Source organism: Vibrio neptunius, assembly GCF_000967495.1.
GTDB lineage: Bacteria > Pseudomonadota > Gammaproteobacteria > Enterobacterales > Vibrionaceae > Vibrio > Vibrio neptunius.
This window is the reverse complement of record NZ_JXXU01000068.1, coordinates 1-26154: the sequence shown is the minus strand read 5'-3', so window position 1 is coordinate 26154 and position 26154 is coordinate 1. Positions and strand designations below refer to the sequence as shown.

At 45.2% G+C, this 26154-nt stretch carries 16 protein-coding genes and 1 tRNA gene; 7 read left to right on the top strand and 10 right to left on the bottom strand.

Annotation, left to right across the window (positions count from 1 at the left end; genetic code table 11):
* The first annotated feature begins 91 nt into the window (after window positions 1–91).
* Window positions 92–1639 (top strand): DUF3369 domain-containing protein, encoded by a 1548-nt coding sequence (locus tag TW84_RS20555; protein ID WP_045977490.1) that lies wholly within the window; start codon window positions 92–94, stop codon window positions 1637–1639.
* On the opposite strand, the gene TW84_RS20550 is transcribed toward TW84_RS20555, so the two are convergent.
* Entirely contained in the window at window positions 1636–3573 is a 1938-nt protein-coding gene (locus TW84_RS20550; protein WP_045977489.1) for a PAS domain-containing sensor histidine kinase, read from the bottom strand. The two genes, TW84_RS20555 and TW84_RS20550, sit on opposite strands and share 4 nt — an antisense overlap.
* Window positions 3574–3700: 127 nt before the next feature.
* Here TW84_RS20550 and TW84_RS20545 point away from each other — a divergent pair, with 127 nt between their 5' ends.
* Window positions 3701–4669, top strand: coding sequence for an ABC transporter substrate-binding protein (locus TW84_RS20545; protein ID WP_045977488.1), 969 nt, complete (start codon window positions 3701–3703; stop codon window positions 4667–4669).
* A gap of 58 nt (window positions 4670–4727) precedes the next feature.
* Here the strand turns inward: TW84_RS20545 and TW84_RS20540 are convergent, their stop codons facing one another.
* On the bottom strand, window positions 4728–6638 hold the full coding sequence (locus TW84_RS20540; protein WP_045977487.1) for a DEAD/DEAH box helicase: 1911 nt from the start codon (window positions 6636–6638) through the stop codon (window positions 4728–4730).
* Window positions 6639–6947: 309 nt separating this feature from the next.
* On the opposite strand from TW84_RS20540, the gene TW84_RS20535 reads away from it, so the two are divergent.
* Window positions 6948–7196, top strand: a complete 249-nt coding sequence (locus tag TW84_RS20535; RefSeq protein WP_045977486.1) for an NAD(P)-binding protein — start codon at window positions 6948–6950, stop codon at window positions 7194–7196.
* Between the two features lie 261 nt (window positions 7197–7457).
* The gene (gene rnb / locus TW84_RS20530; RefSeq protein WP_045977485.1) at window positions 7458–9452 is read left to right on the top strand and encodes an exoribonuclease II; all 1995 of its coding nucleotides are present in this window, start codon (window positions 7458–7460) and stop codon (window positions 9450–9452) included.
* 58 nt (window positions 9453–9510) lie between these two features.
* Here the strand turns inward: rnb and TW84_RS20525 are convergent, their stop codons facing one another.
* Window positions 9511–9864, bottom strand: coding sequence for a DUF3024 domain-containing protein (locus TW84_RS20525; RefSeq protein ID WP_045977484.1), 354 nt, complete (start codon window positions 9862–9864; stop codon window positions 9511–9513).
* A gap of 138 nt (window positions 9865–10002) precedes the next feature.
* Here TW84_RS20525 and TW84_RS20520 point away from each other — a divergent pair, with 138 nt between their 5' ends.
* Complete coding sequence (locus TW84_RS20520; RefSeq protein ID WP_045977483.1) at window positions 10003–10821, top strand: phosphate ABC transporter substrate-binding protein; 819 nt, start codon at window positions 10003–10005, stop codon at window positions 10819–10821.
* Between the two features lie 52 nt (window positions 10822–10873).
* Here TW84_RS20520 and TW84_RS20515 read toward each other — a convergent pair whose 3' ends face one another.
* On the bottom strand, window positions 10874–11566 hold the full coding sequence (locus TW84_RS20515) for a MaoC family dehydratase (RefSeq protein ID WP_045977482.1): 693 nt from the start codon (window positions 11564–11566) through the stop codon (window positions 10874–10876).
* Between the two features lie 318 nt (window positions 11567–11884).
* Here TW84_RS20515 and TW84_RS20510 point away from each other — a divergent pair.
* Window positions 11885–11975 (top strand) — tRNA-Ser (locus TW84_RS20510).
* A 512-nt stretch (window positions 11976–12487) separates the two neighbouring features.
* On the top strand, window positions 12488–16198 hold the full coding sequence (locus TW84_RS20505; RefSeq protein ID WP_045977481.1) for a hypothetical protein: 3711 nt from the start codon (window positions 12488–12490) through the stop codon (window positions 16196–16198).
* Between the two features lie 288 nt (window positions 16199–16486).
* On the opposite strand, the gene TW84_RS20500 is transcribed toward TW84_RS20505, so the two are convergent.
* The 6 genes from TW84_RS20500 to TW84_RS20475 form a co-directional block, all read right to left on the bottom strand.
* Complete coding sequence (locus tag TW84_RS20500) at window positions 16487–19918, bottom strand: hypothetical protein (RefSeq protein ID WP_045977480.1); 3432 nt, start codon at window positions 19916–19918, stop codon at window positions 16487–16489.
* Between the two features lie 120 nt (window positions 19919–20038).
* Window positions 20039–21031 carry an ABC transporter ATP-binding protein gene (locus tag TW84_RS20495; protein WP_045977479.1) on the bottom strand — a complete coding sequence of 331 codons (993 nt, stop codon included), beginning with the start codon at window positions 21029–21031 and terminating at the stop codon, window positions 20039–20041.
* A gap of 12 nt (window positions 21032–21043) precedes the next feature.
* The gene (locus TW84_RS20490) at window positions 21044–21997 is read right to left on the bottom strand and encodes an ABC transporter ATP-binding protein (protein ID WP_045977478.1); all 954 of its coding nucleotides are present in this window, start codon (window positions 21995–21997) and stop codon (window positions 21044–21046) included.
* Window positions 21994–22983: an ABC transporter permease gene (locus TW84_RS20485; RefSeq protein ID WP_045977477.1), complete on the bottom strand. Its 990-nt coding sequence runs from the start codon at window positions 22981–22983 to the stop codon at window positions 21994–21996. The genes TW84_RS20490 and TW84_RS20485 overlap by 4 nt, the downstream gene beginning before the upstream one ends.
* Window positions 22984–22991: 8 nt before the next feature.
* Window positions 22992–23966 carry an ABC transporter permease gene (locus TW84_RS20480; protein ID WP_045977476.1) on the bottom strand — a complete coding sequence of 325 codons (975 nt, stop codon included), beginning with the start codon at window positions 23964–23966 and terminating at the stop codon, window positions 22992–22994.
* 120 nt (window positions 23967–24086) lie between these two features.
* Window positions 24087–25721 carry an ABC transporter substrate-binding protein gene (locus tag TW84_RS20475; protein ID WP_045977475.1) on the bottom strand — a complete coding sequence of 545 codons (1635 nt, stop codon included), beginning with the start codon at window positions 25719–25721 and terminating at the stop codon, window positions 24087–24089.
* Window positions 25722–26154: the final 433 nt, after the last annotated feature.

The following is a 26154-nucleotide window of genomic DNA, read 5'->3' as shown; positions in this document are numbered from 1 at the left end:
GAAGCTGCATATTGAATGCCATTTACACTTTTTCTATAAGTTTGTGCTAAAACTTAAGATAGGGAAATAGAATTAGGGGGTTAGACAAGAAATGGAATTGTTTGCGGACCATCGACAGTCACAACAACCTGAGGTCGAAGGCAGTAGTAATACTGAAAATTTGGCTACTCCTTGGAAAGTGCTACTTATCGATGATGATGAGCAGATGCATCAGGTTACGAAGCTGGCCCTATCTGATTTTGAATTTGAAGGAAGACACTTAGAGCTTATCTCTGCTCACTCAGCGGAGGAAGCGAAAGGTATTTTCCAGAGCGCAGATGATATCGCTCTCGCGCTTGTTGATGTGGTGATGGAAACCGAGCATGCTGGTTTAGAGCTGGTTAAATATGTCCGTGAAGAGCTAGGTAACAGCTTAGTTCGCCTCGTGCTGCGAACCGGGCAGGCGGGGCAGGCGCCAGAAGATACCGTCATTCGTGAATATGAAATCGACGACTACAAAGAAAAAACCGAACTGACTACGCAGAAACTCAAAACCCTACTTTATTCCATGCTTCGTTCCTACCGTGATCTTTGTTTGATTGAACATCAAAAGAAGGGGCTTAGCAAAGTTATTGAAGCGTCAGCGTATGTTCAAAACACCAATACCCTTCAGACTTACGCTACTTGCGTTTTAGAACAACTGACCTCGTTACTTAAACTGGACAAATCTGCTTTGTACTGCATTGTTCAGCCAAGACCGAATGGCGAAGAGTCGCGTGCTTTAACGCTCGCTGCAACGGGCAATTTCGTTGATTTCTATAGCGAATGTGCATTTGAAAAGCTACCTCAAGAAGTCTCAGAACGGTGTAAACGAGTCTTTGAGACTCAGAAGTCAGAAAATTTTGGCGACGCCTATGTATTGTATACGCATGATGAGCAAGGGGTTGACTGTATCCTATATGTCAATGTCGCTCGTGTACTGACCGAGCTCGACATGCAGCTACTCGAAATCTATATGCAAAATATAGGGCTAACCTTTGAAAATCTAAGCTTGATGCTCGATATCCGAGAAACATCGAAAGAGCTGGTTTACAACTTGGCTAATGCGGTTGAAGCGCGGAGTAAAGAAACAGGGGCGCACGTACAGCGAGTGTCTTTGTTCAGTGAAAAACTGGCTCAGCTATATGGATTGAGTGAGTATGATGCATCAATGATCAAACATGCGTCGCCTTTACATGATGTAGGGAAGGTAGCGGTACCGGATTCTATCCTTCACAAACCCGGTAAACTTAATGCGGAAGAGTGGGAGATAATGAAGAAGCATGTTGATTACGGTGTTGATATTTTGAGCAAGTCTAAGCGTCGCTTGATTACTGTTGCTAAGGAAATCGCTGGTTATCATCATGAAAAATGGGATGGGACTGGTTACCCAAATGGTTTATCAGGTTTGGACATCCCTGTCACCGGTCGTATCACCGCTCTAGCGGATGTGTTTGACGCATTGGGTGCGAAACGCAGCTACAAAGAGCCATGGAGCGATGAAGATATTATGGTCGAGCTGGTCGCACAAAAAGGTAAGCACTTTGAACCGGAATTGGTCGAGCTCCTTGTTCAGCACTGGGACGAATTTATTGAAATTCGTAACTCACTCCCAGATTAATCTTGTTGTTCATCCAAAGGAAGCTCTTTGGGGATCGTGAGTATAAACAATACTCCTTCCCCTGGTTGAGAGTTGAATTTCAGCTCTCCTTGGAGTTTCTGTTTCACTAAATTAAACACTAAGTTAAGCCCCAATCCTGAACCACCCAAACCGCGTTTACTGGTATAGAATGGTTCAAAAATCTTCTGATGCAACGACTCTTCAACGCCACTGCCATTGTCCCGGTATTCAAATACTACTGAGTCATCAACGGCATAAAAATGTATCTCAATCTCAGCATCAGGCTGGTCGTCAAACGCGTGGTTAATACTGTTCATCACTAGATTAGAAATGATCTGAGTGAGCACACCCGGTAAGCTAGTCATCACGATCGATGAGTCGCCACTCAGGCGCGGCGCTACAGGTACTTTACGCGTTTCCGGGTGCAAACTGGCGAGTAGGGCTTCTAGCACCTGAAGGACGTTAAACGGCGAGCGAGCTTCGGAGACTTGATCAACGGCGGTTTGTTTGAAATCTTTCACCAGTTTTGCAGCTCTACTAAGGTTGTGTTCTAGCATTTGGCTGCCATCAGACATACGTTTCATCAGCGTCTCAAACTGAGTACTGGTCAGAGTCTGGGCGGCAAAAGCCGCGTTGAGCTCACTGGTCACGTCCCTTATCACTGAGGTTGCTGTGACTGCAATGCCGAGTGGCGTATTCACTTCATGAGCAACACCTGCTACCAGCCCTCCTAAGGCTGCGAGTTTTTCTGATTCAACCAGCTTGTCCTGAGTCTCTTGCAGTTGCTCCATGCTTTGTTTGAGGTCCAAGGTTCTTGAGGCGACCAAGCGTTCAAGATTTTGGTTGAGTTCTTCAAGTTCAATCTGCGTCAGCTTGAGTTCGGTAATGTTGATGGCAGTACCTCTAAAGCCTAAAAATTGACTATTTTCATAGCGTGCTTTCGCTTGGAATAAGAGATATAAAGTCATGCTATTGATGGTGACACTTTCTTCAATTTGTGTGAAGTCATTGCGCTTAGAAATGGCCTGATGTAGGCCTGTCGCATCACGTAAACCTTGGATTTCAGTAAAGCTGATGTGATTCACTGTGGTCAATTCCAGGGTCTCCTTCATTGTTTCTGAGCAATAAACAAGTCGGCCAAGATCATCGGTTTCCCATAACCAATCGGAAGATACATGGGTAAAATCAGCCAATCGTTCCTGCTCTTCTTTGATGCTGTTGTAGAGCAGAGTGATGTTGCTGCTGATTTTATTCGCACCCTCACCGAGCCAATCCAGTTCGTCATCTTTCTCTTGGATCCAGCGCTGCCTTTCTAACACTAAAGGCTTGCTGGGGTGGCGAGGGTTAAATGCCCGAAGGTATTGTGCAATTTGAAATATGCGACGATTGACACTGGCATGGAAGATAAACAGCATAATGGAGCAGACAAGCAGAGTCTTAAAGGCATTGAGTAATAATGTAGAAATAAACTGTTGAATTAGATAGTCGTAGATTTCTTGTGCATTGGATTCAACATTGATGGTGCCAATGTCTTCAGTATGGCCATCTTCTGGGTCACGATAGGTCAGCAAGTAGGTGGCTTTGACGACATTGCCTTTGACTTTTTTACCAGAGTTGAAGGTGTAGTTTCCGGAATGAACTTCAAGGTAGTCAATTTTGGGTAAGTTGACCAATCCATCGAGTCTTTCCTGTAGAACGACTAAATCAAAAGACCACAGGGAAGAGGCTAACAAGCTCGCATGCACGTCACGTATCTCAACGTGCCTTTGCTCAACATCATTGAACTCTTTTTCATAATCCCAAGACAGTTGCAATACAGTGGTAAGCAGTGTCACCACGCTACTCAATGTCACCATGAGTAAAATAATCCGACGACCAATCCTGCTATACAAGGGGTTGTTTATGCTTTCTTCTACTTTTTTACTGCGGCTCATAGGACTCTAACGTCGTGTTTTTACTTGAGTATAGTCTGCACTGGTTGACTTTTATAACGTGCTATTCATACCAAAGATGGTTTTTAATCCTAAACTAAAGCATGAGTTGCATTTTTTGAGATGGTCTATGAGAGTATTGACGCTTTGGTTATTGCTTTACTGTGGCTATTCTCAAGCTGAGAAAGTGCTGCTTATAGAGAGCTATCACGCTGAATATCCATGGGACGCCAGCTATGTCAAAGGGATTGAGTCGGTCTTGACCGATTCCGCACAGCTTTATCGGTTTCAAATGGACACTAAACGCCTACCGGCCAAAGAATTCGAGTCTAGAGCCGACGAAGCGCTGTCGTACTATTACAGCTTACAGCCAGACGTTGTTATTCTGGGTGACGATAACGCGTTAAATTACATGCTACCTAGGCTTTATAAGGAACCGATTTCTATTGTGTTCTTAGGGATTAACGCTAACCCTCGTTATCTTTTGTTCCAATATCGGGGACAAGCCAAGATTACAGGAGTATTAGAGCTTCCTTTGTACGTCAAAAACCTTGGTGATCTCAGTCTTGTCTATCCTGAGCGCTATTTTAAAGTACGTGTGATGTTTGACTCAGGAGTGACGTCCAAAATTGCGGCGAAGTACATTCAACGGCAATATGAAATGATCAAAGATAATCTAGGAATTGAAACGGAAATACTACTGCTGTCGACGCGTAATGAATGGGAAGCCGCGATTATGGGGGCCAAAGCTGACAATGTGGCGATGATCATCATAGGTTTGTATCATACATTGATTGATGACGGAGGTGAGAGTGTACCTTCAGAGCAGGTGTTGCAGTGGACCAATGAACATGCCACAACACCATTGTTTGCTTTCTGGGATTTCGCCGTGGGAACGGGCAAAGCGAGCGGAGGTGTCGTCTTATTTGGCGAAAGTCAAGGTAAGCAGGCAGGTACTATGGTCAACCGGATCTTAGCGGGTGAAATTGCCGATCAAATCCCTATTGCTATTGGTGAACAGGGCAGAGCTATTTATTCCCCGGCGGAGATGGAACGCTGGGGTTTGAAGCCTCCCTCTCATTGGCAGCCAATTGATTAACCGTAGATAATAAAAAGCCCCACTAGCTGAGCTGGTGGGGCTTTTCCATGAATGCTAATTAAGCTTCGCTGCGACGGTCACGGCCATGTCCGCGTTCACCACGATGGTTGCCACGGTGGTCACCACCACGGTTACGGTCAAAGCGACGCTCGCCATCACGACGGCCACCGTCGCGATTACCACGGCCACCTTCTCGGTTACCACGATAGCCACCTTCACGGTTTCCGTCACGATTGCCACGGTAACCGCCATCACGGCGACCACCATCGCGACGTCCACCGTCACGACGACCACGAGGTTCACGGAAATCATCAAAGTCACACACTACCGCACCCACTTCTTTCTGACGAATGCGTAGTTTGCGCAGCTTGTTCGCTGTCTCAGAAGACATCGCTTTTGGCAGCTGAACGTAAGTCTCGCCCTGTGCTAGTTTAATCGCACCGATAGAGCCTTTAACTAGGCCAAGCTCGTTTGCTAGTGCGCCAACGATATCTTTAACTTGAACACCTTGATCACGACCAACCTGAAGCTGGTAAGTATCCCAGTCTTGGTTGTTGAAGTTGCGATCACGACCACGACCGTCACGACCACCTTCGCGACGCTCTTTACGGCGTTGCTTGTCACGTTCAATTGCTTCAATCATTGGATCTTCGCCAATGTAGAACAGTGGGCGCTTACCTTGTTGGCGTTTAAGTAGGATTGCTGCAAGTGTTGCTGCGTCAATCTCTAGCGTATCTTGTAGCTTTTCTACAAGCTCACCGAACTTCTCAAGAGATTTGTGTTCTTTCTCTTGCTCAAGCTCTGCACCAAGTTTAACCAAACGAGCTTCTGCTACCTTGTCACGAAGTGGAAGTTGAATTTCTTCCATTGAAGACTTAGTCACGCGCTCGATCGTACGAAGCATACGAATTTGGTTAGTGCGAACTAGAAGGATCGCTTTACCTTTACGTCCAGCACGACCTGTACGGCCGATACGGTGGATGTAAGACTCGACATCGAATGGGATGTCGTAGTTAAATACGTGTGTGATACGTGGAACGTCAAGGCCACGTGCTACAACGTCAGTTGCAACTAGGATGTCGATAACACCTTGTTTGATGTGATCAACAGTACGCTCACGTAGAGACTGAGGAATGTCACCGTGCAGTGCAGACGCTTTGAAGCCGCGAGCACATAGCCAATCAGCAAGACGCTCAGTATCTTGACGAGTACGTACGAATACGATTGATGCATCAGTCTCTTCTGTTTCTAGAAGACGAGACATTGCTTCGTCTTTCTCTACACCTTTAACAACCCAGAACTGCTGCTCTACTTTGTCTACAGTGTGGTTTTTACCTGCAACGTCGATAGTGATAGGGTCACGTAGGAAACGCTCAACAATGTTTTTCAGCATTGGAGGCATAGTTGCAGAGAAAAGTACACGTTGTGCTGATTCAGGAGCGTGCTCCATAATTTCAGTTACGTCGTCAACGAAGCCCATGTTTAGCATCTCATCCGCCTCATCAAGAACGAATGTGTGTACTTCGTCTAGGTGCAGACGTTCACGATTGATAAGGTCTTGAACACGGCCTGGTGTACCGACCACAATATGAGCACCGCTCTTGAGGGCGCGCATTTGGTCAACGATTGAAGCACCACCGTAGATTTCAAGTACCTTAAGGCCAGAGATGTTTTGGCCGAGGTTTTTCATTTCTGCAGCAACCTGAATCGCTAGTTCACGAGTTGGTGCTAGAACGATAGCTTGAGGCTTACGCTGAGACAGGTTGATTTTGTTCAGAAGAGGTAAAGAGAATGCGGCAGTTTTACCAGTACCAGTTTGAGCTTTACCTAGTGCGTCTGTACCTTCCATTAGGTGCGGGATAGCTGCAGCCTGAATTGGAGTTGGTGAAACGAAACCCATTCCGTCAAGTGCAGAAAGGATAGAGTCGTTAAGCGCTAAGTCGCTAAACTGAATTACAGAATCTGTCATTGGGATCCTACTATATTAATGTAAACAAAAGGTCCCACGAGCTCTACCAATTCCATTACCAATCCAGTTCTTTGCTGAATCCGTTCAGATGCGGATAAGTCGTAAATCGCATCAAGCCGCTAGGGACATATCTAAGGGTGCGGAATTATTCCTTAAATACACAAAAAAAGCCAGAAAAAATTGAATTACATCACATATTTTTCTCACTATTGATTAAAGCGAGTATTCAATGACCAAAAATAGTGAATATATGAATCTATTAGCGCGCAAAATAGTCGCTGTTAATTTTCGAGACGGATAGGTAAATCAATGGATAGGAGAAGCTTTGCTAAACTTTGCGGTTTGCTCGGCATTAGCGCTGTATTCCCGGTAAGTGCAGCGCTCAACCCACAACTGAAAAACAAAAGGGTAGGTATCATTGGAGCTGGTGCTGCTGGAATGTGTACTGGTTGTCTGCTCAAGGCTCTTGGTGTTGAACATACCTTATTCGAAGCGTCATCGAGAATTGGGGAGGAGTACATAATGCTACGCGGGCGGCGCGATATGTGGTTGAGATGATCACTAGACACAAGTTCAATTGAGGCTGTTTTCTGAGGCAATGGTACAAAGCGTTGTCATTGTGGCTTTAGTATGAACAATCAATGATAAAACGCTTCTTCAATATACTTTCAGTACATTAACTAGTACCATGTGCGCAATAGATTGATGCCCCAAATAGGCTTGCCACTAGCTTGTGCGGCAAGCTTATAAACTTGGGGCCCATATAGCGCCGCATGCATTTGTCATTCGGAATAAAGAACGAATTAGTTAGAAATTAAAATGTTCCAAGATAACCCTCTACTGGCTCAACTTAAGCAGCAAATTCAGGAAAACCTTCCTAAAAAGGAAGGTACGATCAAAGCGACTGAAAAAGGCTTCGGCTTTTTAGAAGTCGACAGCAAGACCAGCTTCTTTATTCCGCCGCCATACATGAAAAAATGTATGCATGGTGACAAAGTGAAAGCCATTATCCGCACAGAAAAAGAACGTGAAGTAGCAGAGCCAGAAGAACTGGTTGAACAAGGTGTAAACCGTTTTATTGGGCGTATCAAACTCTTCAAAGGCAAGTTGAATGTTGCACCTGATCATCCTCAGCTTAAGAAACTCTCTTTGAAAGCAAAAGTGAGAAAAGGCTTAAAAAGTGATGAATTCAAAGAGGGGGACTGGGTGGTGGCTCATCTCACCCAGCATCCTTTGAAAGGCGACAATGGTTTCTTTGTCGAGATCTCAGAGAAAATCACCGACGCTGACGACAAGATTGCCCCTTGGTGGGTAACGTTAGCGCAAAATGATTTGCCAAATAGTGAGCCTGCAGGTATCGACAACTGGGAAATCAAAGATGACGCTGATTTAGCGCGTATCGACATGACGCACATACCGTTTGTGACCATAGATGGTGAGTCAACCAAAGATATGGACGATGCGTTGTACGCGAAGAAGACAGAAACCGGTGATTTTGAACTGACAATTGCGATTGCCGATCCAACGGCCTATATCACGCCAGACAGCGATATGGACAAGGTTGCCCGAGAGCGTGGCTTTACCATTTACCTGCCGGGTCGCAACATCCCGATGCTACCGCGTGATTTGGCTGATGAACTCTGTTCTCTTATCGAAAATGAAGAACGTCCAGCACTTTGCTGTACAGTTACAATCAGCAAAGATGGTGTGATTGGCGATGACGTTAAGTTCTTTGCCGCGAACATTAAATCCCACGCGCGCCTCGCTTATGATCATGTATCTGATTGGCTTGAAACAGGGCAATCTGAATCGTGGCAGCCTACGGAAGACATTGCTGAAATTGTTCGTGACTTGTACGAGTTTTCTCAAGCTCGCGCAGAGTGGCGCGAGACCAACGCGGTGGTTTTCCCAGACCGACCAGATTACCGCTTTGAGCTAAGCGAAGATAACGACGTAGTCGCCATTCATTCAGATATGCGTCGCTGTGCGAATCGCTTGGTTGAAGAGTCGATGATTACGGCAAACATCTGTGCAGGTAAAGCGCTGAAGGCAAGCTTTGATTCAGGTGTATTTAATACTCACGCAGGTTTTAAACCAGAAAAGATCGCTGACGTGATTGAGTTGGTTAACCCTGAAGGTGAGTTGCCGTTTAATGCAGAAAGTGTGGTGACCCTAGAAGGATTTGCGGAACTCCGTCGTTGGTTGGCAACACAAGAGACGAGCTACCTAGACAATCGTATCCGTAAGTACCAAGCTTACAGCGAAATTGGTAACCAACCTTTGCCCCACTATGCAATGGGCCTAGAGCTGTACGCTACGTGGACCTCTCCAATTCGTAAGTACGGCGACATGATTAACCACCGTATGCTTAAAGCTCATATTTTGGGTAAAGAGCCCGTTCAAATCGCAGATGAATCTGTGGGTGAAGAATTGGCCTTGCATCGTAAGCATCATAAGATGGCAGAACGTAGTGTGAGTGATTGGTTGTATGCTCGCACGCTAGCTGAAGAACCAGCAAAAGGGACCGTATTTAATGGAGAAATCTTTGATGTATCTCGGGCTGGTGTTCGAGTACGACTAATCGAAAATGGTGCGGCGGCGTTCATCCCTGGCTCTTTGATTTTGGCGAATAAAGAGCGATTAGAATGCAATAGTGACCTTGGTACGGTTTCGATTGATAAACAAGTGATTTACCGTTTGGGCGATGTACTTGAGTTAGTCCTGAATGACGTTAACCAAGAAACGCGCAGTATTGTAGCTAAGCCGACTCAGGTTTTTGACGATGTCAAAGCAGCTGAAACGAGCACAGATTAGCCACGACATTTAATCGAATAAATAAGGGCGCTGAAAGCGCCCTTATGTTTGACTATACTTAATCGTCCCAAAATACCGACTTAGGATCCTTGTCTACTTCGCGCATGATCGCCGTCAAGTCATGGCTTTGTGCTAGGTAAGGGTAGGGCAGCCACCTTTCTTCTTTCGACTCGTCAGGCATAGATAACAACCATGCACTGCGCTCATCGTCCCATTGGACTTTGGCCACAGGCAGCATATAGTCACAGTGCGTGGAATCGAGCAAAAAGTGTTGCTTGATAAATACCACTCCGTTATCCGTTACCTCATACGTCGCTTTGCCCAATTCAGCGGGTAAGCTCCTATTACGTTGCTCACATATAACCCGTGCACGACTTTCGATTTGTTTTTGTAGCAAACTGACCAGTCCCATACCGGCTCCATAGTTAATGCCCACCTTTTCATAGTATGTACAAGAATATGAAGAGTCTGTATAGGTTTTCACAAAAATGTCATGTAATCGAAATATGATAGCGCCAGTTAACTCACCCGCATCAGATTGGAGATTATTATGATTCGTGTTGCGCTGGCGGCAATATTGTCCTCTTCTTTACTTACATTCCCTACGCTAGCGAGCGAAGTCAATGTGTCTGGTTCAACTTCCGTGGCACGTGTTATGGATGTGTTGGCGGAAAACTTCAATACAGCTCACCCAGAGACTTATATTGCAGTCCAAGGCATTGGCTCAACGGCAGGCATCACTTTGTTAAAGAAAGGTGTTGCAGATATTGGTATGAGCTCCCGATACCTCACAGAGAGAGAACAGGATGAATCACTGACGGTCACGCCACTCGCGTTTGATGGTTTGGCCGTTGTTGTGAACAAGTCGAATTCGGTTCAGAATGTCAGCCGTGAACAGTTGTATGATATCTATAAAGGTAAAATCACCAACTGGAAAGAAATTGGTGGTGCCGATCAGAAAATTGCCGTGGTAACCCGTGAAGCGTCTTCAGGTTCGCGTTACAGTTTCGAGAGCTTGTTAGGGTTGACTAAGATCGTCAATGGTCGCCAGGTCTCTGACATCAACCCAGACAACTTGGTGGTTAATAGCAACAGTATGGTTAAGACCATAGTTAACCACAATAAACAAGCAATAGGATTTATTTCAACTGGTTCTGTCGACAGCTCAATTAAGGCGATTCAATTTGAAGGGGTAGATGCGAACAGCCAGTCAATTGCCAACCGCAAGTATGAGCTTGCACGTCCATTCCTTGTGTTGTACAAAAAATCAGAACTAGGTAAAGAGGCTGAGTCGTTTATCCAGTACCTGAAAGGCAAGCAGGCTAGAGCTCTGATCAGCGAGTATGGTTATACGCCAGTGGATAAATAATAGCGATAAAAAAGGAGAGCTTTTGGCTCTCCTTTTTTAAATAAGTGGCTACTTAAAAGTGCAATTGAATCACGGATACCACCACAGCACCTGGGCGACGAACCCCTTCAATTTCTACTTTGATTTCACGCTCGATTTCTAAACCTTTGCGAATGGGCGTTATTTTCGAGAGTCGACTTATCGCACGAACTCGGCTGTTGGCTTTAACCGGATAAGGAAAACGAACCTGATTAAGACCAATATTGACCACCATTTTTGCGGTTGGAAATAATGTATGGTCTGGGTTAACACTGTCTGTTAACTTTGGCAGCATTGCGAGTGTCAGAAAGCCATGAGCAATCGTTGTCTTGAACGGAGATTCGTTTTCAGCACGCTCAGGATCGGTGTGGATCCACTGCATATCTTCCGTTACTTGACCGAACTGGTTTATACGCTCTTGAGACATATCAAGCCAGTCACCGGTGTGAATGATTTCACCTAGCTTGCTTTGCAGCTCATCATAGAGCTTTTGTGCTTCTGGCTTTAGCTCAAAAGGTTTTGGCTCGGCTTTCACCGGCACGACGGTTGTCGGTACTTCATCGTTGACCGCTGGGCGTTGCAAATCTCTTAGACGAGTAAATAGCTGACGATTGTTTGTTTTGTGCAAAAACTCGCCCCAATATTCACGTACAGCAGGAGATACCCATTGCATGAGCTCTGAGTGCTGCTTATCACCACGATGTTTAAATAGGTCAGCGACTTTCATAAAAACCTCAGAAATCTAGTATTGATAAAGGTCAACTTGCTAATTTTGAAATACTTCACAATTATGTGCAATGACTTTCGGGCGTACAAGTGTTTTCCCAAAGTGCTATTTTTTATTTAAATCAGAAGCTTGCTAATAAAACATTATTTTATTAGAAAATGCTGTTTAGAGTATTTACTCTCCATAATCGGCTTGTATTATTGCTTTATTCGGTAAAAACGACAGTAAACAGGTGGTTAGTTTATCGTCACTTAAGCTCGTTGGCGCAAATTAACGCTTTACAAAACTCGTGCCAAAACCTAGTATACCTCCCGCAACGGAGAGATGGCTGAGTGGTCGAAAGCACCGGTCTTGAAAACCGGCATACGTTAATAGCGTATCTAGGGTTCAAATCCCTATCTCTCCGCCACTTTTAAAAAAGCCGTTGATATTCAACGGCTTTTTTACTTTCTGTATGCACCTGCTTAATCAAATCTCCTTTTGGCAGCTAAAACACTCGTCTTTGCCATAGAATCTTTTATTAATGCTTCGGAATCGTCACACGCTTAGCCTAGAAAATGGTTTTGTAGTCTCTATCACAGGTTCAATTTCAACAATGGGCTCCAAGAAAGCCACAAGCGATGGCGAGTAAGCCTCAACGAACAAGCTTGCGAACAATAGTATTAACTCCGAAAAGATGCCCCTTGCGCACAATTTGCCTGTCCCCGCTGTGGTAATGTCGAAACGAAAACCTGTTTAAAAACATGTGGTTAAACGCTGTGCTTGCACCACAGAGCGAGCAAAAATGGGTCTACCTGAACAATGAATGCGTTTGACTAACTGGCAAAATTTGAATGTAGTCACAATTAACATATGCATCAGTATGCTTTTTCAGAGTTTTGAAATAGTGTTACTACATTTTTGATCAAGCAGTATCGGTCCATGAGCGAATTTGATAAACACCAAATAATCACCCTTGATATCCACAAACCTGAGCAAATTGAATCTGCACTTCACCAGTATCAAGCCCTATTAAAAAGTGGCGATGCTTTCAACCCGCACCATTTTGATGTGGAGTTCAAGCAGCAAGACGCACACGGTGTGCGCCGCTTACAGCCAAGCGATGCTGGTGAAAACCTCAAACTGTTAAAAGCAGCCCTTAATATGGGGCAGGAAGGTGGACGCCATTACTACGCTCATGAAATTACTGATGAGCGCGAAGTGTATATCTCGGAAGTGATTTTGTTCGCCGCAGCGCTGCAATACCCTCAGCTTAAACCAAGCGTAGTTGAGACCGCCAAATCGATCGTTGCGTATGCACGCCGCGTAAATGATACAGATGACATGTGGCTAGATGATATGCGTGTCTTTGGCATTGAAGCCTTGTATATGCTGGCAAAAACCGATCTGCAATATGCCTACCTAGTCGGTCAGTTCTTTGTGCCGTATTGGGATGATGAGCATGCCACTCAATATGAGGAATACCTTGCTACGCTTTTGAATGAGCATGGCTGGCATCCAGAGGTCATCAAAGCGTTCATTTGGTGTGACAATTCGAGTTTTCGCTTAGGGATGTTTATGGCTGATCCCTACGGTGAGGAAACGACTCATCAATCTTTGGGCGAATATTTACAACAGAATCCGAGCCAATATGACCATTTTAAACAGATGGTGCTAGAACGTTTTACCGCCGAGCCGTTCTTACTTGAAACTTACGACGGGATCTATGATGACGAACCAGATGAACCAGATGAACCAGATGAACCAGATGAACCAGAGTGGAACAGTTATAAACCGGTTATTTGGCTCTATCAAACTCTATTTGCTGGTCGCTATGCTTGTGATGAACAAGAGGAAGACAGCTTTATGCAGCAGCCTTTTATGGCTAGCACTCTCGAAGACGAAGCGTACGACTTGCAATCTTACATCGAAAGCCAAGTCACTACTGACTTAGTCAAACCCGCGGATAGCGCCTTGGAGAAACGCGCCAAATATCTGGCCTCTCGGGAACGCGACGATCGCCGTTATGACCTTAACTATGGCAGTGAAGTGCTCAAACCTTTGATCCTTGCTCTTCCACAGGGCGAGTGTTTATGGCGCTACATCGAAGATGGCTCTGAAATAGATGCTTTGGAGACACTTTCAGAGGTGGAACTGTTGCCTCTTGCCCGCCAGCATGCGCCCGAGATGGCGGATCATATTGATGACCATGTACACAAGTGGGCATACAACAACCAAGGTGTTGCAGACGAGATCGAAGGTGTTCTTGATCTTGTTCGTGGGGATTTATTAACGGATCACTTCGGTCAAGAAACCACGATTGAACATGCCAATGGATTGACCATCACTCTCAACATCACCCCAGACAGCGAAGTCTCTCTTCTTCAGTCGCGATACGAGCAGTATTTACGAGTCATCGATGTCTTCTATCGAGCATTGGGTAAACGCGAGTTTAGTGAGTACATGATGGAGTCGCTTACGGACGAAGAGCAACCGCTCATGTCTCGCCAAGACTATTACCGCCGTTACAGCCAGTTGCCAGCACCACAAACCGAATCAGACGACGAACAAGATGGCGCCCTAACACGTGAAATACAATCTATTTTCTCCGCTTTCGCGCATAAGAATGAGATTCTTTACAAAAAGAATTTTCAGTCGATCGACTGTGTTCTAAGAAACTCACGTGAACTGTGTCATCCCAAGCATTACTCACGAGCACATAAGGGCTTTGTTGCTCTTACTTGTTACAAATTGCAATTGAATGCGGATTTTGATCACCTTATTTGTGAAGACGTCACCCCACGAGCACATATGGGTTTTATCGCTCTCACATGTTATCAATTGTACACAGATTTCAATCAACGTATTGGTGATGACGTCAGCGAAGCACTGCTCAACTACTTAAATCAGCAGAATATCTGGCAGCAAGCAGTCGATAAAATGCTGGATAAAGCTTTTATCAAAGGACGCTATCATTGCCCAGAACACAAAGGGTTAACAGAGCATGATGTCGCCCGAATACGCGACTACTTCTGCGCCGAAAACCCAAGTGAAGATCAAGCGAGTGTGATGGCGCTTTTAGAGCCACAACTAGTGCGTGATCAAGTTTGTCGAGGCGATCTGTACGTCAATAAATTCAGTGAATATCAACCAGATTATGATTTTTTACACGATCACGATGAAGACTTCCAGCGCTTTACATTAATGGCCTTTTGGCTAAGACAACTACCTTTACCGCAACGAGCGCAAGCCGATCGCTTATGGACATTTATTGCCGCTTTAGCGCCTGTGCGTGTTGCACGAAACGTGCTGCGTGCATACTCTGATGATTCATGGAGCATCGAGTTCAATAACCTATTGGATGAGATAGAGGTTCACGATCAACTCATAAAAGCGGGTATCGACAGAGGTATTCTCGACGCCTATCGGATGAGCCGTGTCACTGGCGACATTGAACAATATTCAAGTTGGCTGGATCGCTACAGTGAGATCACTAATACCTCAACCAGTATCTTTGGCAGCCAAGATCGTCAAAACGCGCAGGCGCTACATAAAGGTTTGAAGTTTATCAACGAGAGTGACCGTGTGGCTTTCTTGCATCATGCATCACTTAAATATCCAAACATCACTTTAGACATAGAGCATGATTTTAAACGAGCGCTGCAACTGTTTATCCAGAACAACGTTACGTCGTGGGAATTTGCGTTTGCTCACGAACTAGGAACCCTCTGTCTGTATGTGGGTGAGGGCGAAAAAGTGCCGGCTAAACTGCGCAAACCAGTGATCGTCGATGGCAACACCGTACATGATAAGCCTTGCCATATGGATGGCAGGAGCTGGCTTGCTAGTACAGTGGTGCAGAAACAAGGTGATCAATATGTTGTGCTTATGGCTGATAATGACGTGCCGCTCGAGATTTACCGCAGCGGTCTGCCAAGTGGAATGTTAGTGATTGTTGATGAGGCCCTTGAGCCTCATGCGCTGCGAACGCATATTGCTGAACTGCAACAAACATCACAGCGTATCACGTATCTAGTCGAGCAAACTTTAGCCTACCTTGCTGGGAGTATCGATTACCCGACCATTTCCGCATTGTATCGTGCGCAAATAGCAACAGAGAACTTGTGTCCAAGTTTGGATGAATATCGCCTCTACAGCTTGGGCCAATTAATGTGGATGCTTGAAAAGCCTGTGCGTGACAAGTTTGCCAAACTTATGTTCAACCATGACTATCGCGGCTTTAAATTTATCGAGCAACAATACGGTAAAGCTTGGCTAATGCATCAACTTTCCCACAGTGAGATTGATTTCGATAGCTACTTAGAAGAAGAGAGGGAAGCAGAAGTTTCTGAGCAGGGCATGCAGTTTTTACTCAATTGGATGCTTCAATTAGAGATTGATACCGCCCACATGACGTTATTCTGTATTAAACACGCTGAGTTTGAAGCTTGCAGTGAGTTTATTCAAGCCCATGCTCGTGGACAATATGGCGACTTTAAGCGCACGCTGAAGTACCTTCACGCAGGCAGGCGTGCACAACTTCCAGAGATCTTAAGCCAAGTGAATGATGCGACGCAATTGATGGAGCCGTTAACAAAAGACCGCTCACGCCTTGTGCAAGAGGCGGTGGCTAATTGTCTACTGTCAGCCTAAGCCCTCCTAGCTAATCTTGCTAGTTAATCAAACACTCTTGGCGATGATGCCAAGGGTGTTTGGAAGTTCATGCCATTGATGGTACCAAAGCCCATCCACACACGACTGCTTAGCGCTGTCGTTCCACTGTATACCAACAGATAACATATAGTATTGGTGCTGCGATAAACCGTCGCTTCTTATGCCCTTTGAACACCAAACCGGAAACTGGAAATTCAGCTCCCAGCTTTGGTTTTAGTATAGTGAGTAGAAACCTTAAAGCGATGATTAAGTGGTTGTTATAGAATACTAGCTCTGTCGAAGGCTATCTTTAGTCATCGTTACATGGACCTTCGCAATATGGCCTTTTCGGGCAAATATCGATTGTGAAATACTTTGAGGGATAGTTAACTGATCATAGGTGTGACTTGCCCCTGTGTTGTCAAAGCAAGTAATACTCGATTTATCAGCAATGCTATAGATAAATGGGATCTGACAGTAGGTAAAAGCAAGTTGGCCTTCCTCAATTTTAAAACTGCAGCTTTCTCCTTGGACGCTCTGACAGTTAAACTGCGCCGTTTCGGTTAAGAACTCCGCTCGATTAAGCAGAGTGGGGTTGATGTGAATAGTTGCATCCGCCACTTCTAGGCCCAATTCAACAAAGCGGGTAATCACTTCTTCTTTTACCTGCCCCGTCATTCCGGGTTGCTGTGCACCCGCCTGCTTTGGTGTATGTGAATAAGGATCGGTAGGGAAAGCACCATAGTTTTGCGGTGTTTTGTTAAAGCCAATTCCCGCACGTACGTTGTAGTAGTAGTCAGCAAGTTTTTTGGTCTCTTCGCTCTGTGCGTCGATCTCACGAGCGACAAGATAGTTCTCTTGAACCGCAAGTAGTAGCTTCGAGACCATATGCCAGTATATACAGCCAAGACCCTCATAGCCAAACATGGTGCCAGAGCGCCCCGTAAAGGCCTTATGATCAAATACCTCTTCATATAGGGTCTGGATCTGCTCTTTCACGTCTGCATCGATTGATTCGATACTCTGCAAAGCTTTGTTTAAGTAAGCTGCATTTTCAAAGTTTGGGTTGAAGTGAATGTGACCCTCTGAATCGCTATTGATAATGCGTTGATCACCTTTTTGCAACATCTCATTGAGTAATGGAATATCATCGAGCTTTTCTAGAGCGATTTGGTTTTTATCCACAAAAAGACTTAATTCTCGGTCTGGGTAAAGCATAAAGCTATGTTGGTCTGGACGGTACATATCACTAGCAAAGAGCTTATCCAAAAGCTCAACGGCTTGTTTCGGTGACAATACACCTGAGCTCAGTACCGCTACCTGACCTTCAAGCATTGGGTAGAGTTGTTCGATATTGAGTGCTTCTGACGAGTAAGTCACAATGTTGTACGCATTGTACAGGCCGTCTTGACGCAAATTGTTGCTAATGCTCGAGTCAAGAACCTCTATGCTGGTGGTCAGCAGCTGCTTGACAGCAGACAGCTCTACATTGGTTTTACCTGAGAAGCCGTTCATGCGATAAACCTTGCTACGATAATGTTCAAATGCTTTTTCTAGCTTTGTGAGAATCGCTTTTCGTGTCTGGCGAGTGACCGTTCCGCGACGGATTTCTTTCTCTGCTTCGTTCAGCGTTTTCTCAATTGCTAGCATCCATTCAAACACTTCTTTTGAAATCGACACCGAGCTTGGTACATCATTGATGAGTGTTTTCACAAAGACCACATAGCGGCGCATGTAGTATAGCGTTACCATCGATAATCCGTTGCCCACTATAGCATTGTTAGCATCGTTCCATTCTGGACGTTGAGTATTGAGCCAGATACCGCCATCGAGCACAAGGTTGCTGAGTTTCGAAAGCAGAGGAACCAAGATTTTTTCCAGCAGATTAACCGAGTAGACTTGGCTTCCTCCCTCGACCAGTAGTCGACCGTCGCTGCCAAACTTCGCAACCCGTTCTTCGATAGTCGCTTGTAGCTCATTGTCAAAAGCAACGGTGTCTTTTGGATTAGTAAACAACTGCTTAACACCACACAGTCTGTATGGCACGTTGGCGTAACTGTAAATATCACTTGTGAGGAGCGTTTTGAGTTCATCACTTTGATACTTCTCTGCCAGCTCTAGGAACTTAAGCAGATAGATGATCTGATGATCACCCCAGTAACCGATGTTGCTCCATGGATCGTCGGGTTCAAGCATTTCCCAGTCAATACCGTCTTTAGTAATGCGGTATGGGTTGTAGCCATCTATTGTCGATGCGTTGACAAACTTCGCGATGAACGAGGGAATAAACTCAGGATAGCTAAGAGCAATGGCTTCCCAGTTTTGGAAAATGTCGCGCCAGTTGCCTTGGTAAGAGAGTAAGCGACCACCGTTTTCATCCTTAAGCTTAATTTCATAGTGGTTCCATGGGCGGCTTGGATCACCGTGTCGTCGACCAAAAGTCAATGGCAGGTATTCGTAGGCTAAGCGGGTCAATTGAGGGTCTTGAGAAGCTTTTGCTTGGCGTATCAGCTCTTGATGGGTGAAGCTTTGAGGCAGATTAGCCAATAAAGACTGATGCTTGTGTGCTACCAATTTGTTGGCATTGGTGATGGTCTTAAGAACGTCTGCTTTATCGAGATCATAATTGTTTTCGATGACTCCACCGCGCATATTGTTGAACAGTACGTTTGCGTAGTGGTGTACGCTGGTGTTTTCTTCGGCTGTCATTTGCCAAGCATCGGCACCAGACATCAGAGTGATAAGATCGTTTTGGTTGTCCGTAATGCTTTGTTCAACGTTTTGGCGCAGTTCGGCAGGTTTTTCAAGCAGATGGTTGAGTTCGACGATTTCACGGTGGCCTTTGTCGATGTCGGCGACTAGCATCCAACCTTGTTGACCGTGGGCCTCTAGCGAGATGGTTTTATGGATTAAATAACTACCACGAACCCCTTTGGTCAGTGTCTCTGGTGCTATATTGCGATCTTGACGAAAAGCGGTGAGTTGCTCGCTGCTAAGTAGGATAGAGCATTCTCCTTGACCTAGCGCAAACACTGTACTGGCGAGCAGCGATTCTGCTGGTTCAGCGCGATCGCTCAATTTGGCATACATGGTGTAAATCGCCAAGGAAGAGTTTTCAGCCCGTTCGTTCCATTTGTAGGCGTCAACCAATGCGCTGCGTGTTTGCAATGCGCTCAGCGGTGCGCCAGAAGGTAAGAGGTTTTGCAAACCATCGAGTATTTCTAACTCACGAGCGTGACCAGATAGATCGCTAAACTCGCAGTGTCTGACAAAGCCAAAATGCTCACTACTACTCCAGCTATACGTAAATTTAAGCTTTAACGTGTGATTAAGCTCCTCAAATACGATCTTATCGCCAATGGTGTTTTTGTATAGGTTGCGCTCTGTATGGTACAGGCCATCATGATGACGATTGAAGGGTTCCCAAAGCGTAACACCAGTTTCGTCTTTGACTCGAACGATGGTTTTCGAACCAGTGTTCTCCGCATTTTCATGAATATGGTCCACGGAGCGGTATGGAAATAGTGCATTTTCAGGGCGAATACGACCAGCAGACAGACTACCAGTCGATGAGATAAACAGCCAATGATCGCTGGCCGATACGACGCTGATGAAAAATGGATTCATTCTATCGACGTGAGAAATTTTGTAGAATCGTTCTCCCATAAGATCCACAAACTGACCGTTTGTTGTTTGGTTTTCTTGATAGTCAAAGTTCATAAATTTGTTCCTTTCTTGAGCACATTTCTCTTTTTTAGCCGAGCTGGGCCAAACCAAGCGTCATCTGAGATTTGACGGTCGGTGTGGTAATGAAATGCACTGTTTAAATTGGGTTAAATGCTATTGCTGTGGCTCAAGGTGGTGGCAGCGAGCGTAATGATCTTCACCGACTTTAGTGGGCTTCGGGACTGATTGTGTACATATCTCGGTCGCTTTTAAGCAACGGCTGGCAAATGGGCAACCGATACTGCTTGGTTTCCACAGTGGAATGTCCCCTTTCTTAGCCGATAGCTCACGTTTGCCAGAGTTACCTACTTCTGGAACAGCTGACAGAAGCAGCTGAGAGTATGGGTGTTGTGGGTTTTGTGTTACGTTGTCGCTATAGCCCCACTCAACCATGTGACCGACATACATCACGGCTGTTTTTTCCGCAAAGTATCGAGCGGTGGCAATATCATGAGTAATGTACATAAATGAGATGCCGTGTTTATCTTTTAAGTCAGACATCAGGTTCAAAATACCTAAGCGTACTGACACATCGAGCATAGAGATTGGCTCATCGGCCAGAATCACTTCCGGAGATACCGCAATAGCCCGGGCAATTGCAACACGTTGACGCTGACCACCACTAAGTTCATGCGGGTATTTTTCCGCGGTTTCTTTGACTGGAGCAAGCCCAACCATGTCCAGTAGTTCATACACAAGTTTTGGAATGGCATGTTTATCTGCGCGATTGTGGATCATCAATGGGCGCGCAATATGGTGGTAGATCGTGTGGACCGGGTTTAATGAACCAAACGGGTCTTGGAAGATCATTTGTACTTGGCGAGCGTACTCTAACTCGCCGTGTTCTTTTATGTACTCATTTAGTGGTTGGCCTTTAAACTCAATATCACCTGAGGTTTTGTCATAGATATGTGTGAGTACACGTGCGCCAGTACTTTTGCCAGACCCCGATTCGCCAACAATCGCCAGCGCTTCGCCTTTGCGAAGATCGAATGACACGTCATTTACTGCACGCATCAAATTGTCTTTGACTGAATGACCAATGGGAAAGTCTTTCACCAAGTTTTTGACTGAGAGAATCACCTCAGGATTTGTTATGTTTTCCATCTTTTTATCCTTTTAAACTAGGTGACAAGAAACGAGATTGCCGTTGTCGGCCTGAGCAAGGTTCGGGTCAAGTTCTGCACATTTTTGGATACACTCAGTACATCGTGCGCGGAAATTACACCCTTGTGGAATCTGTAGCAGGTTGACAGGGTTACCAGGGATGCCGTACAAGCGCTCTTTCGGACCATGAATGGTTGGAAATGATGAAATCAATCCCTTGGTGTATGGATGTTGAGGGTCACCAAACACTTGTTTTGCTTCTCCAAACTCAATTAAATTGCCGGCATACATGACACCGATACGGTCGGCAATTTCGCCCATCAGACTCAAGTCATGGCTGATAAACAGTATTGAAAAGCCAAACTTGCTCTTTAGCTCATACAGTTCGTTGAGGATCTCACGCTCAACGACCACGTCCAGTGCAGTAGTTGGCTCATCCATAATGATCAACTTAGGCTCAAGTGCCAGTGCCACTGCAATGACCACACGCTGACGCATACCACCACTCAACTGATGAGGGAAGCTTGCCATACGATCACCGTGGATACCGACAATGCTAAGCAGTTCAACCGCTCGTTCATAAGCTTGCTTATAGGAGGTCTTGCGATGGGCAAGAATGACATCAGTCAACTGTTCACCGATGGTGATAACAGGATTGAGTGAATTCATCGCACTCTGGAAAACTACGGAAACATCATTCCAACGAAATTTGCGTAGCTGTCGTTCGTTCATCTTGAGCACGTCTTGGCCGTCATAAATGATCTCCCCCTCAGAGATAAGAGCGGGGGCTTTGTGCAAGCGAGCAATAGCGAATGCAAGCGTACTTTTGCCACAGCCAGACTCGCCAGCAATACCCAGTGTTTCACCAGGCGCGATGGACAGACTCACATTGTTAACTGCTCTTGCTACGCCATTGGGTGAAACATAGTCAACACAAAGGTTGTTGATTTCTAATAGATTGCTCATCGTAGACCTCGGCGCTTATCTGCTTCTTTCTTAAGTTGATACCATAGCTTGATGTGTGGACCAGTACGTAGTTTCGGGTTACTGACTTGGTCAATTGACATGTTTATCAGTGCTAATGCACCACCCGTAATGGCCAGAGCCATCGCGGGAACGAGCATCTCCCACCAGGCACCTGTGTACAGTGATGAAGAAGTTTGTGCCCAGTACAGCATTGAACCCCAACTGACTTCGGTTGCATCGCCCAAACCAAGGATACCGAGGCCTGCTTCAGCGCCCATGGCATAAATAACAGTACCTAAGAAGCCTCCAAACACAATAGAAACGAGGTTTGGTAGAATTTCGACTAGAATGATACGAGTTTTTGATTCACCCATAACCTCTGCTGAGATGATGAATTCTTTATTGCGAATCGCCAAGGTTTGCGAACGTATCACTCTTGCGCCCCATGGCCAGGATGTCACCCCCAACAACACGGTTATAACCAAAGAACCTACTTGCCCTAAGAAGGCGGCGAGTACAATCAGCAAAGGTAACTGTGGGAAGACTAAAAATACGTTGGTTAAGAAGTTCAAACGTTCATCGATTTTGCCGCCATAGTAACCTGCCGATACACCTACGATTATGGCAATGCTCATGGCGATCATACCTGCCGAAATGGCTACAGTGAGAGACTTTTGTCCGCCGTGCAACACCTGGCTGTATACATCGCGACCACTGCGAGTGGTCCCTAGGTAGTGCTCAGCACTGATAGGTTGGTGCGGGCGAGCAACACGCTTTTCAGGGTTGTGAGTCGCGAGTATTGGCGCAAACACAGCACCTACAAGAACGATGGTTAGCAGCAGTCCGCCAATAATCGCTGGTGGGTTGCCGTAGAAAAATGCGTAAAGTTTGCCAAGCGACTTTTTAATACGCGGCCACGAAAATTGGGATTCTCGAACCGTCAGCGCTGGATCATTGGCTGGAGGATTGTGGATTGATTTGTCCATGATGCACCTTAATTAGAGATTCGTGGGTCAAGCCAAACGTAAAGTAAGTCGGCGATAAAATTGGCTGTCAGAACAGCACTAACCAGAATGAGTAGGATCGCTTGAATAAGCGGATAATCACGGGCAACGATGCCTTTAAGCAGGATGTTGCCAAGACCTTGGTAGTTAAATACCACCTCTGTCATGATTGAGCCCGCGAATGAGAAGCCAATTGCCATGGCGATTGCGGTTGCAACAGGAAGGATTGCATTGCGGCCAGCATAGCGAGACATCACCCTATAACTGCTCAAGCCTTTCGCTTCTGCCATGGTCACGTAATCTTCACCAAGTACGTTAATCATGGCGTTACGCATGTTAAATACCCAAGTTGAAATGCCTACGACGACCATTGAACCAACAGGTAGCACCGCGTGTTTCGCCACGCTAGAAATAAATTCCCAAGTAAAACCAGCTTCTAGTGACGGGTCGTAAGTGTAAGCAAGTGGTAGCAGTTCAAGTTTTAATCCGAAGAAGTAGAACAAAATTAATGCAGTAACAACGTAGGGGAAGTTACTGATGAACGCGAGCACAGGAGGCACTACTTGACCAAAAATGCCCTCCCTGCGATAAGATGCATAGGTACCTATGCTGACGCCGATGATTAATGCCACAATCAGTGAACCCAGCGCTAAAAACATAGTCCAAGGGAGGGCCATCGCAATCACTTCAGATACACTGACGGGAAACATGAGTACTGATGGGCCCAGATCCAGAGTGAAGACGCTTTTCATGTAAGCGAGGTATTGAACAAAGATGTTACCGTCGACGAATCCGTACATTTCACGAACGGCATCCATTTGCGCGGGGTCCATGCGACCTTGGGCTGCTGCGAATAGGGCATCAACAGGATCACCTGGCATCAAGCGAGGTAACATGAAATTAAACGATATTGCGATGAGAAACGCGGTAAAATAAAAGCCAAATCGGCGAGCTAGAAACGACATAACGAACCTTTTTTAGGAGGGGCTCAAACATTTATCGCCCCTATATTTATAGTAGATTGCTAGTAACTCACATAGGTGACTAAGGGCTGTTGAATCCCTTAGCCAATCCTTTAAGCAGCATTACTTCAGGTGAAGGTTGTTTAGAATGATGACGCGCTTACCACCGTCATACCATACAGGCTGAACATATGGATTACTCTCACTAGGCCAACCAACAATGTTTTTAGTACTGTACTGGAACCAAGTTGCATTTGAAAAAAGAGGAATGATTGGCATATTATTCGCTGTGTATTCCTGTAACTCAGAGAGTACTTTTGCTTGCTCATCTGGGTCACCAATCATGCCAAAGCTGTCGATAAGCTCGTCTATTGCTGGTGAGTTAACGCCGTGACCTGCGTGCCAGGTTTTACCAATTCGAGAAGTGTGAAAGTACTCTTGGTAAGCTAGGATTGGATTTGTTGCCACTAATGACCAGTTGATTGACATGGTGTAGTTACCCTCTTTAAGGTTGGCATCGTACACAGCCCAATCAACAGTTTTGACGTTCGCTTTGATACCCACTTCGTCAAAGTACTCTGTCACCATCTGTACCACTTGGATCCAGTCTGTCCAGCCGTTGACCACTTCGATGTCAAAGTTTAAAGTTGAGCCATCTGGGTTCTCACGATACCCATCGCCATCGCTATCTTTGATGCCCGCTTGATCAAGTAATTGTTTGGCTTTCTCTGGGTCGTACTGTGCCAAATAGCCATATTTTTCGTTCACGTCTTGGTCGATGTGCGTTTTGTATAGCTCTGCAATGCCGCCGATATTATGGTTGACTGTTGGGTAGCCATAAGCCGCGATGTCGACGATCATGTCGCGATCCAGCGCCATAGAAAGTGCTTGGCGAACTCGCAGATCATCAAATGGCGCTTTTTTTGTGTTTACATAAAGATGAATCGCATCATTTGCTGGGTACCAGAATTTGTGATTTTCTTTGTCAGACTCGACGAATGTTTCTTCAACGCTAGCAATGAAGTTTGAACCCCAATCAATTTCACCTTTAATCAGTGCTGGCTGAATTTGCGAGTTGTCGTTGTATGAACGGAAGTTGACGCAGTCTAAATATGGGCGTCCCTCTAGGTAATAGTTCGGATTACGACATAGTTCCATTTGTTGAGGTTTAAGAAATCTAACCTCTGTCATTGGACCACTACCGACAGGGTTAGGGTTGGTGAAAGTGGTCAAGTCGTCGACTTTTGACCAAATATGCTTAGGTACAATGTGGTAGCGCTCTAAGTTCCAAGCGAAGGTCGAATCGGCGTCGTTAAGCTCAAACACAACGGTTTTAGCATCTGGAGCTGTGATAGCTTTTAAGTTGCTACCTGACCAAATACCTTTTTGGTCAAACGCTGGTGCTTCTTTAGTTAAAACAAAACTAAAAACGACATCTGCTGCTGTAAGAGGTGTACCGTCAGACCATTTTAGATTGTCACGCATTTTTATTGTGATGGTTTTAAGATCATCAGAGTAAGAAAAAGATTCAGCTAAGCGGAAATCTGTTTTGCCTGTCATGTTGTTGAAGACCATTAAAGGTTCGAACATGATGCCATGCAGTAGGTCTTTGGTCGTGTAAGGATTATAGTTTTCAACGAAGCCAGTATTTACAATTGGGACGGTAAGTGTTCCTCCATGTTTGATGGGCTCGGCTTGAACTGCGCCAGTACACAGGATTCCAGTAGCGAGTGTAGCTATAAGTGTCTTATTCAGCATCTCAAATTCCTTAGATAGCCATAATTTTAGTTTAGCGAACATTTAATGAAAGCGCTTTCTTTGGTTTCATTGTTAGTGAATAAACTATCAGCTTCAAACCTAGGTGGTAAAAATCATTCTTAGATCACAAATAGTGCAAAATATAATCTCAGTTTGATTTGGTTTGTTTTTCTAATTAAGTTTCTGATATATAAGATAAAATAAATAAAATGCTCTCAGGTTATCTGACATCTACTTTTTATATCTTGCCCCATCTAGCGCACCAAATTAGTGCAATGAAGTGTTTTTTTTTGAACAGGCTCACTTAGTTTTAGTGGATATTCTTGCTTAATATCACAAAATTACCAAATATATAAGAAAGCGCTTTCTTGATGAGTTTGGAGGAGTAAAGTAGAAGCCAGTATTTACAAGCTAGGAAAATGATATGAACGCT

What these genes read in the sequence shown, in the direction of transcription:
- TW84_RS20555 (WP_045977490.1), top strand. Translation starts at nt 92, where the DNA reads ATGGAATTGTTTGCGGACCATCGACAGTCACAACAACCTGAGGTCGAA.
- TW84_RS20550 (WP_045977489.1), bottom strand. Translation starts at nt 3,573, where the DNA reads ATGAGCCGCAGTAAAAAAGTAGAAGAAAGCATAAACAACCCCTTGTAT.
- TW84_RS20545 (WP_045977488.1), top strand. Translation starts at nt 3,701, where the DNA reads ATGAGAGTATTGACGCTTTGGTTATTGCTTTACTGTGGCTATTCTCAA.
- TW84_RS20540 (WP_045977487.1), bottom strand. Translation starts at nt 6,638, where the DNA reads ATGACAGATTCTGTAATTCAGTTTAGCGACTTAGCGCTTAACGACTCT.
- TW84_RS20535 (WP_045977486.1), top strand. Translation starts at nt 6,948, where the DNA reads ATGGATAGGAGAAGCTTTGCTAAACTTTGCGGTTTGCTCGGCATTAGC.
- rnb (WP_045977485.1), top strand. Translation starts at nt 7,458, where the DNA reads ATGTTCCAAGATAACCCTCTACTGGCTCAACTTAAGCAGCAAATTCAG.
- TW84_RS20525 (WP_045977484.1), bottom strand. Translation starts at nt 9,864, where the DNA reads ATGGGACTGGTCAGTTTGCTACAAAAACAAATCGAAAGTCGTGCACGG.
- TW84_RS20520 (WP_045977483.1), top strand. Translation starts at nt 10,003, where the DNA reads ATGATTCGTGTTGCGCTGGCGGCAATATTGTCCTCTTCTTTACTTACA.
- TW84_RS20515 (WP_045977482.1), bottom strand. Translation starts at nt 11,566, where the DNA reads ATGAAAGTCGCTGACCTATTTAAACATCGTGGTGATAAGCAGCACTCA.
- TW84_RS20505 (WP_045977481.1), top strand. Translation starts at nt 12,488, where the DNA reads ATGAGCGAATTTGATAAACACCAAATAATCACCCTTGATATCCACAAA.
- TW84_RS20500 (WP_045977480.1), bottom strand. Translation starts at nt 19,918, where the DNA reads ATGAACTTTGACTATCAAGAAAACCAAACAACAAACGGTCAGTTTGTG.
- TW84_RS20495 (WP_045977479.1), bottom strand. Translation starts at nt 21,031, where the DNA reads ATGGAAAACATAACAAATCCTGAGGTGATTCTCTCAGTCAAAAACTTG.
- TW84_RS20490 (WP_045977478.1), bottom strand. Translation starts at nt 21,997, where the DNA reads ATGAGCAATCTATTAGAAATCAACAACCTTTGTGTTGACTATGTTTCA.
- TW84_RS20485 (WP_045977477.1), bottom strand. Translation starts at nt 22,983, where the DNA reads ATGGACAAATCAATCCACAATCCTCCAGCCAATGATCCAGCGCTGACG.
- TW84_RS20480 (WP_045977476.1), bottom strand. Translation starts at nt 23,966, where the DNA reads ATGTCGTTTCTAGCTCGCCGATTTGGCTTTTATTTTACCGCGTTTCTC.
- TW84_RS20475 (WP_045977475.1), bottom strand. Translation starts at nt 25,721, where the DNA reads ATGCTGAATAAGACACTTATAGCTACACTCGCTACTGGAATCCTGTGT.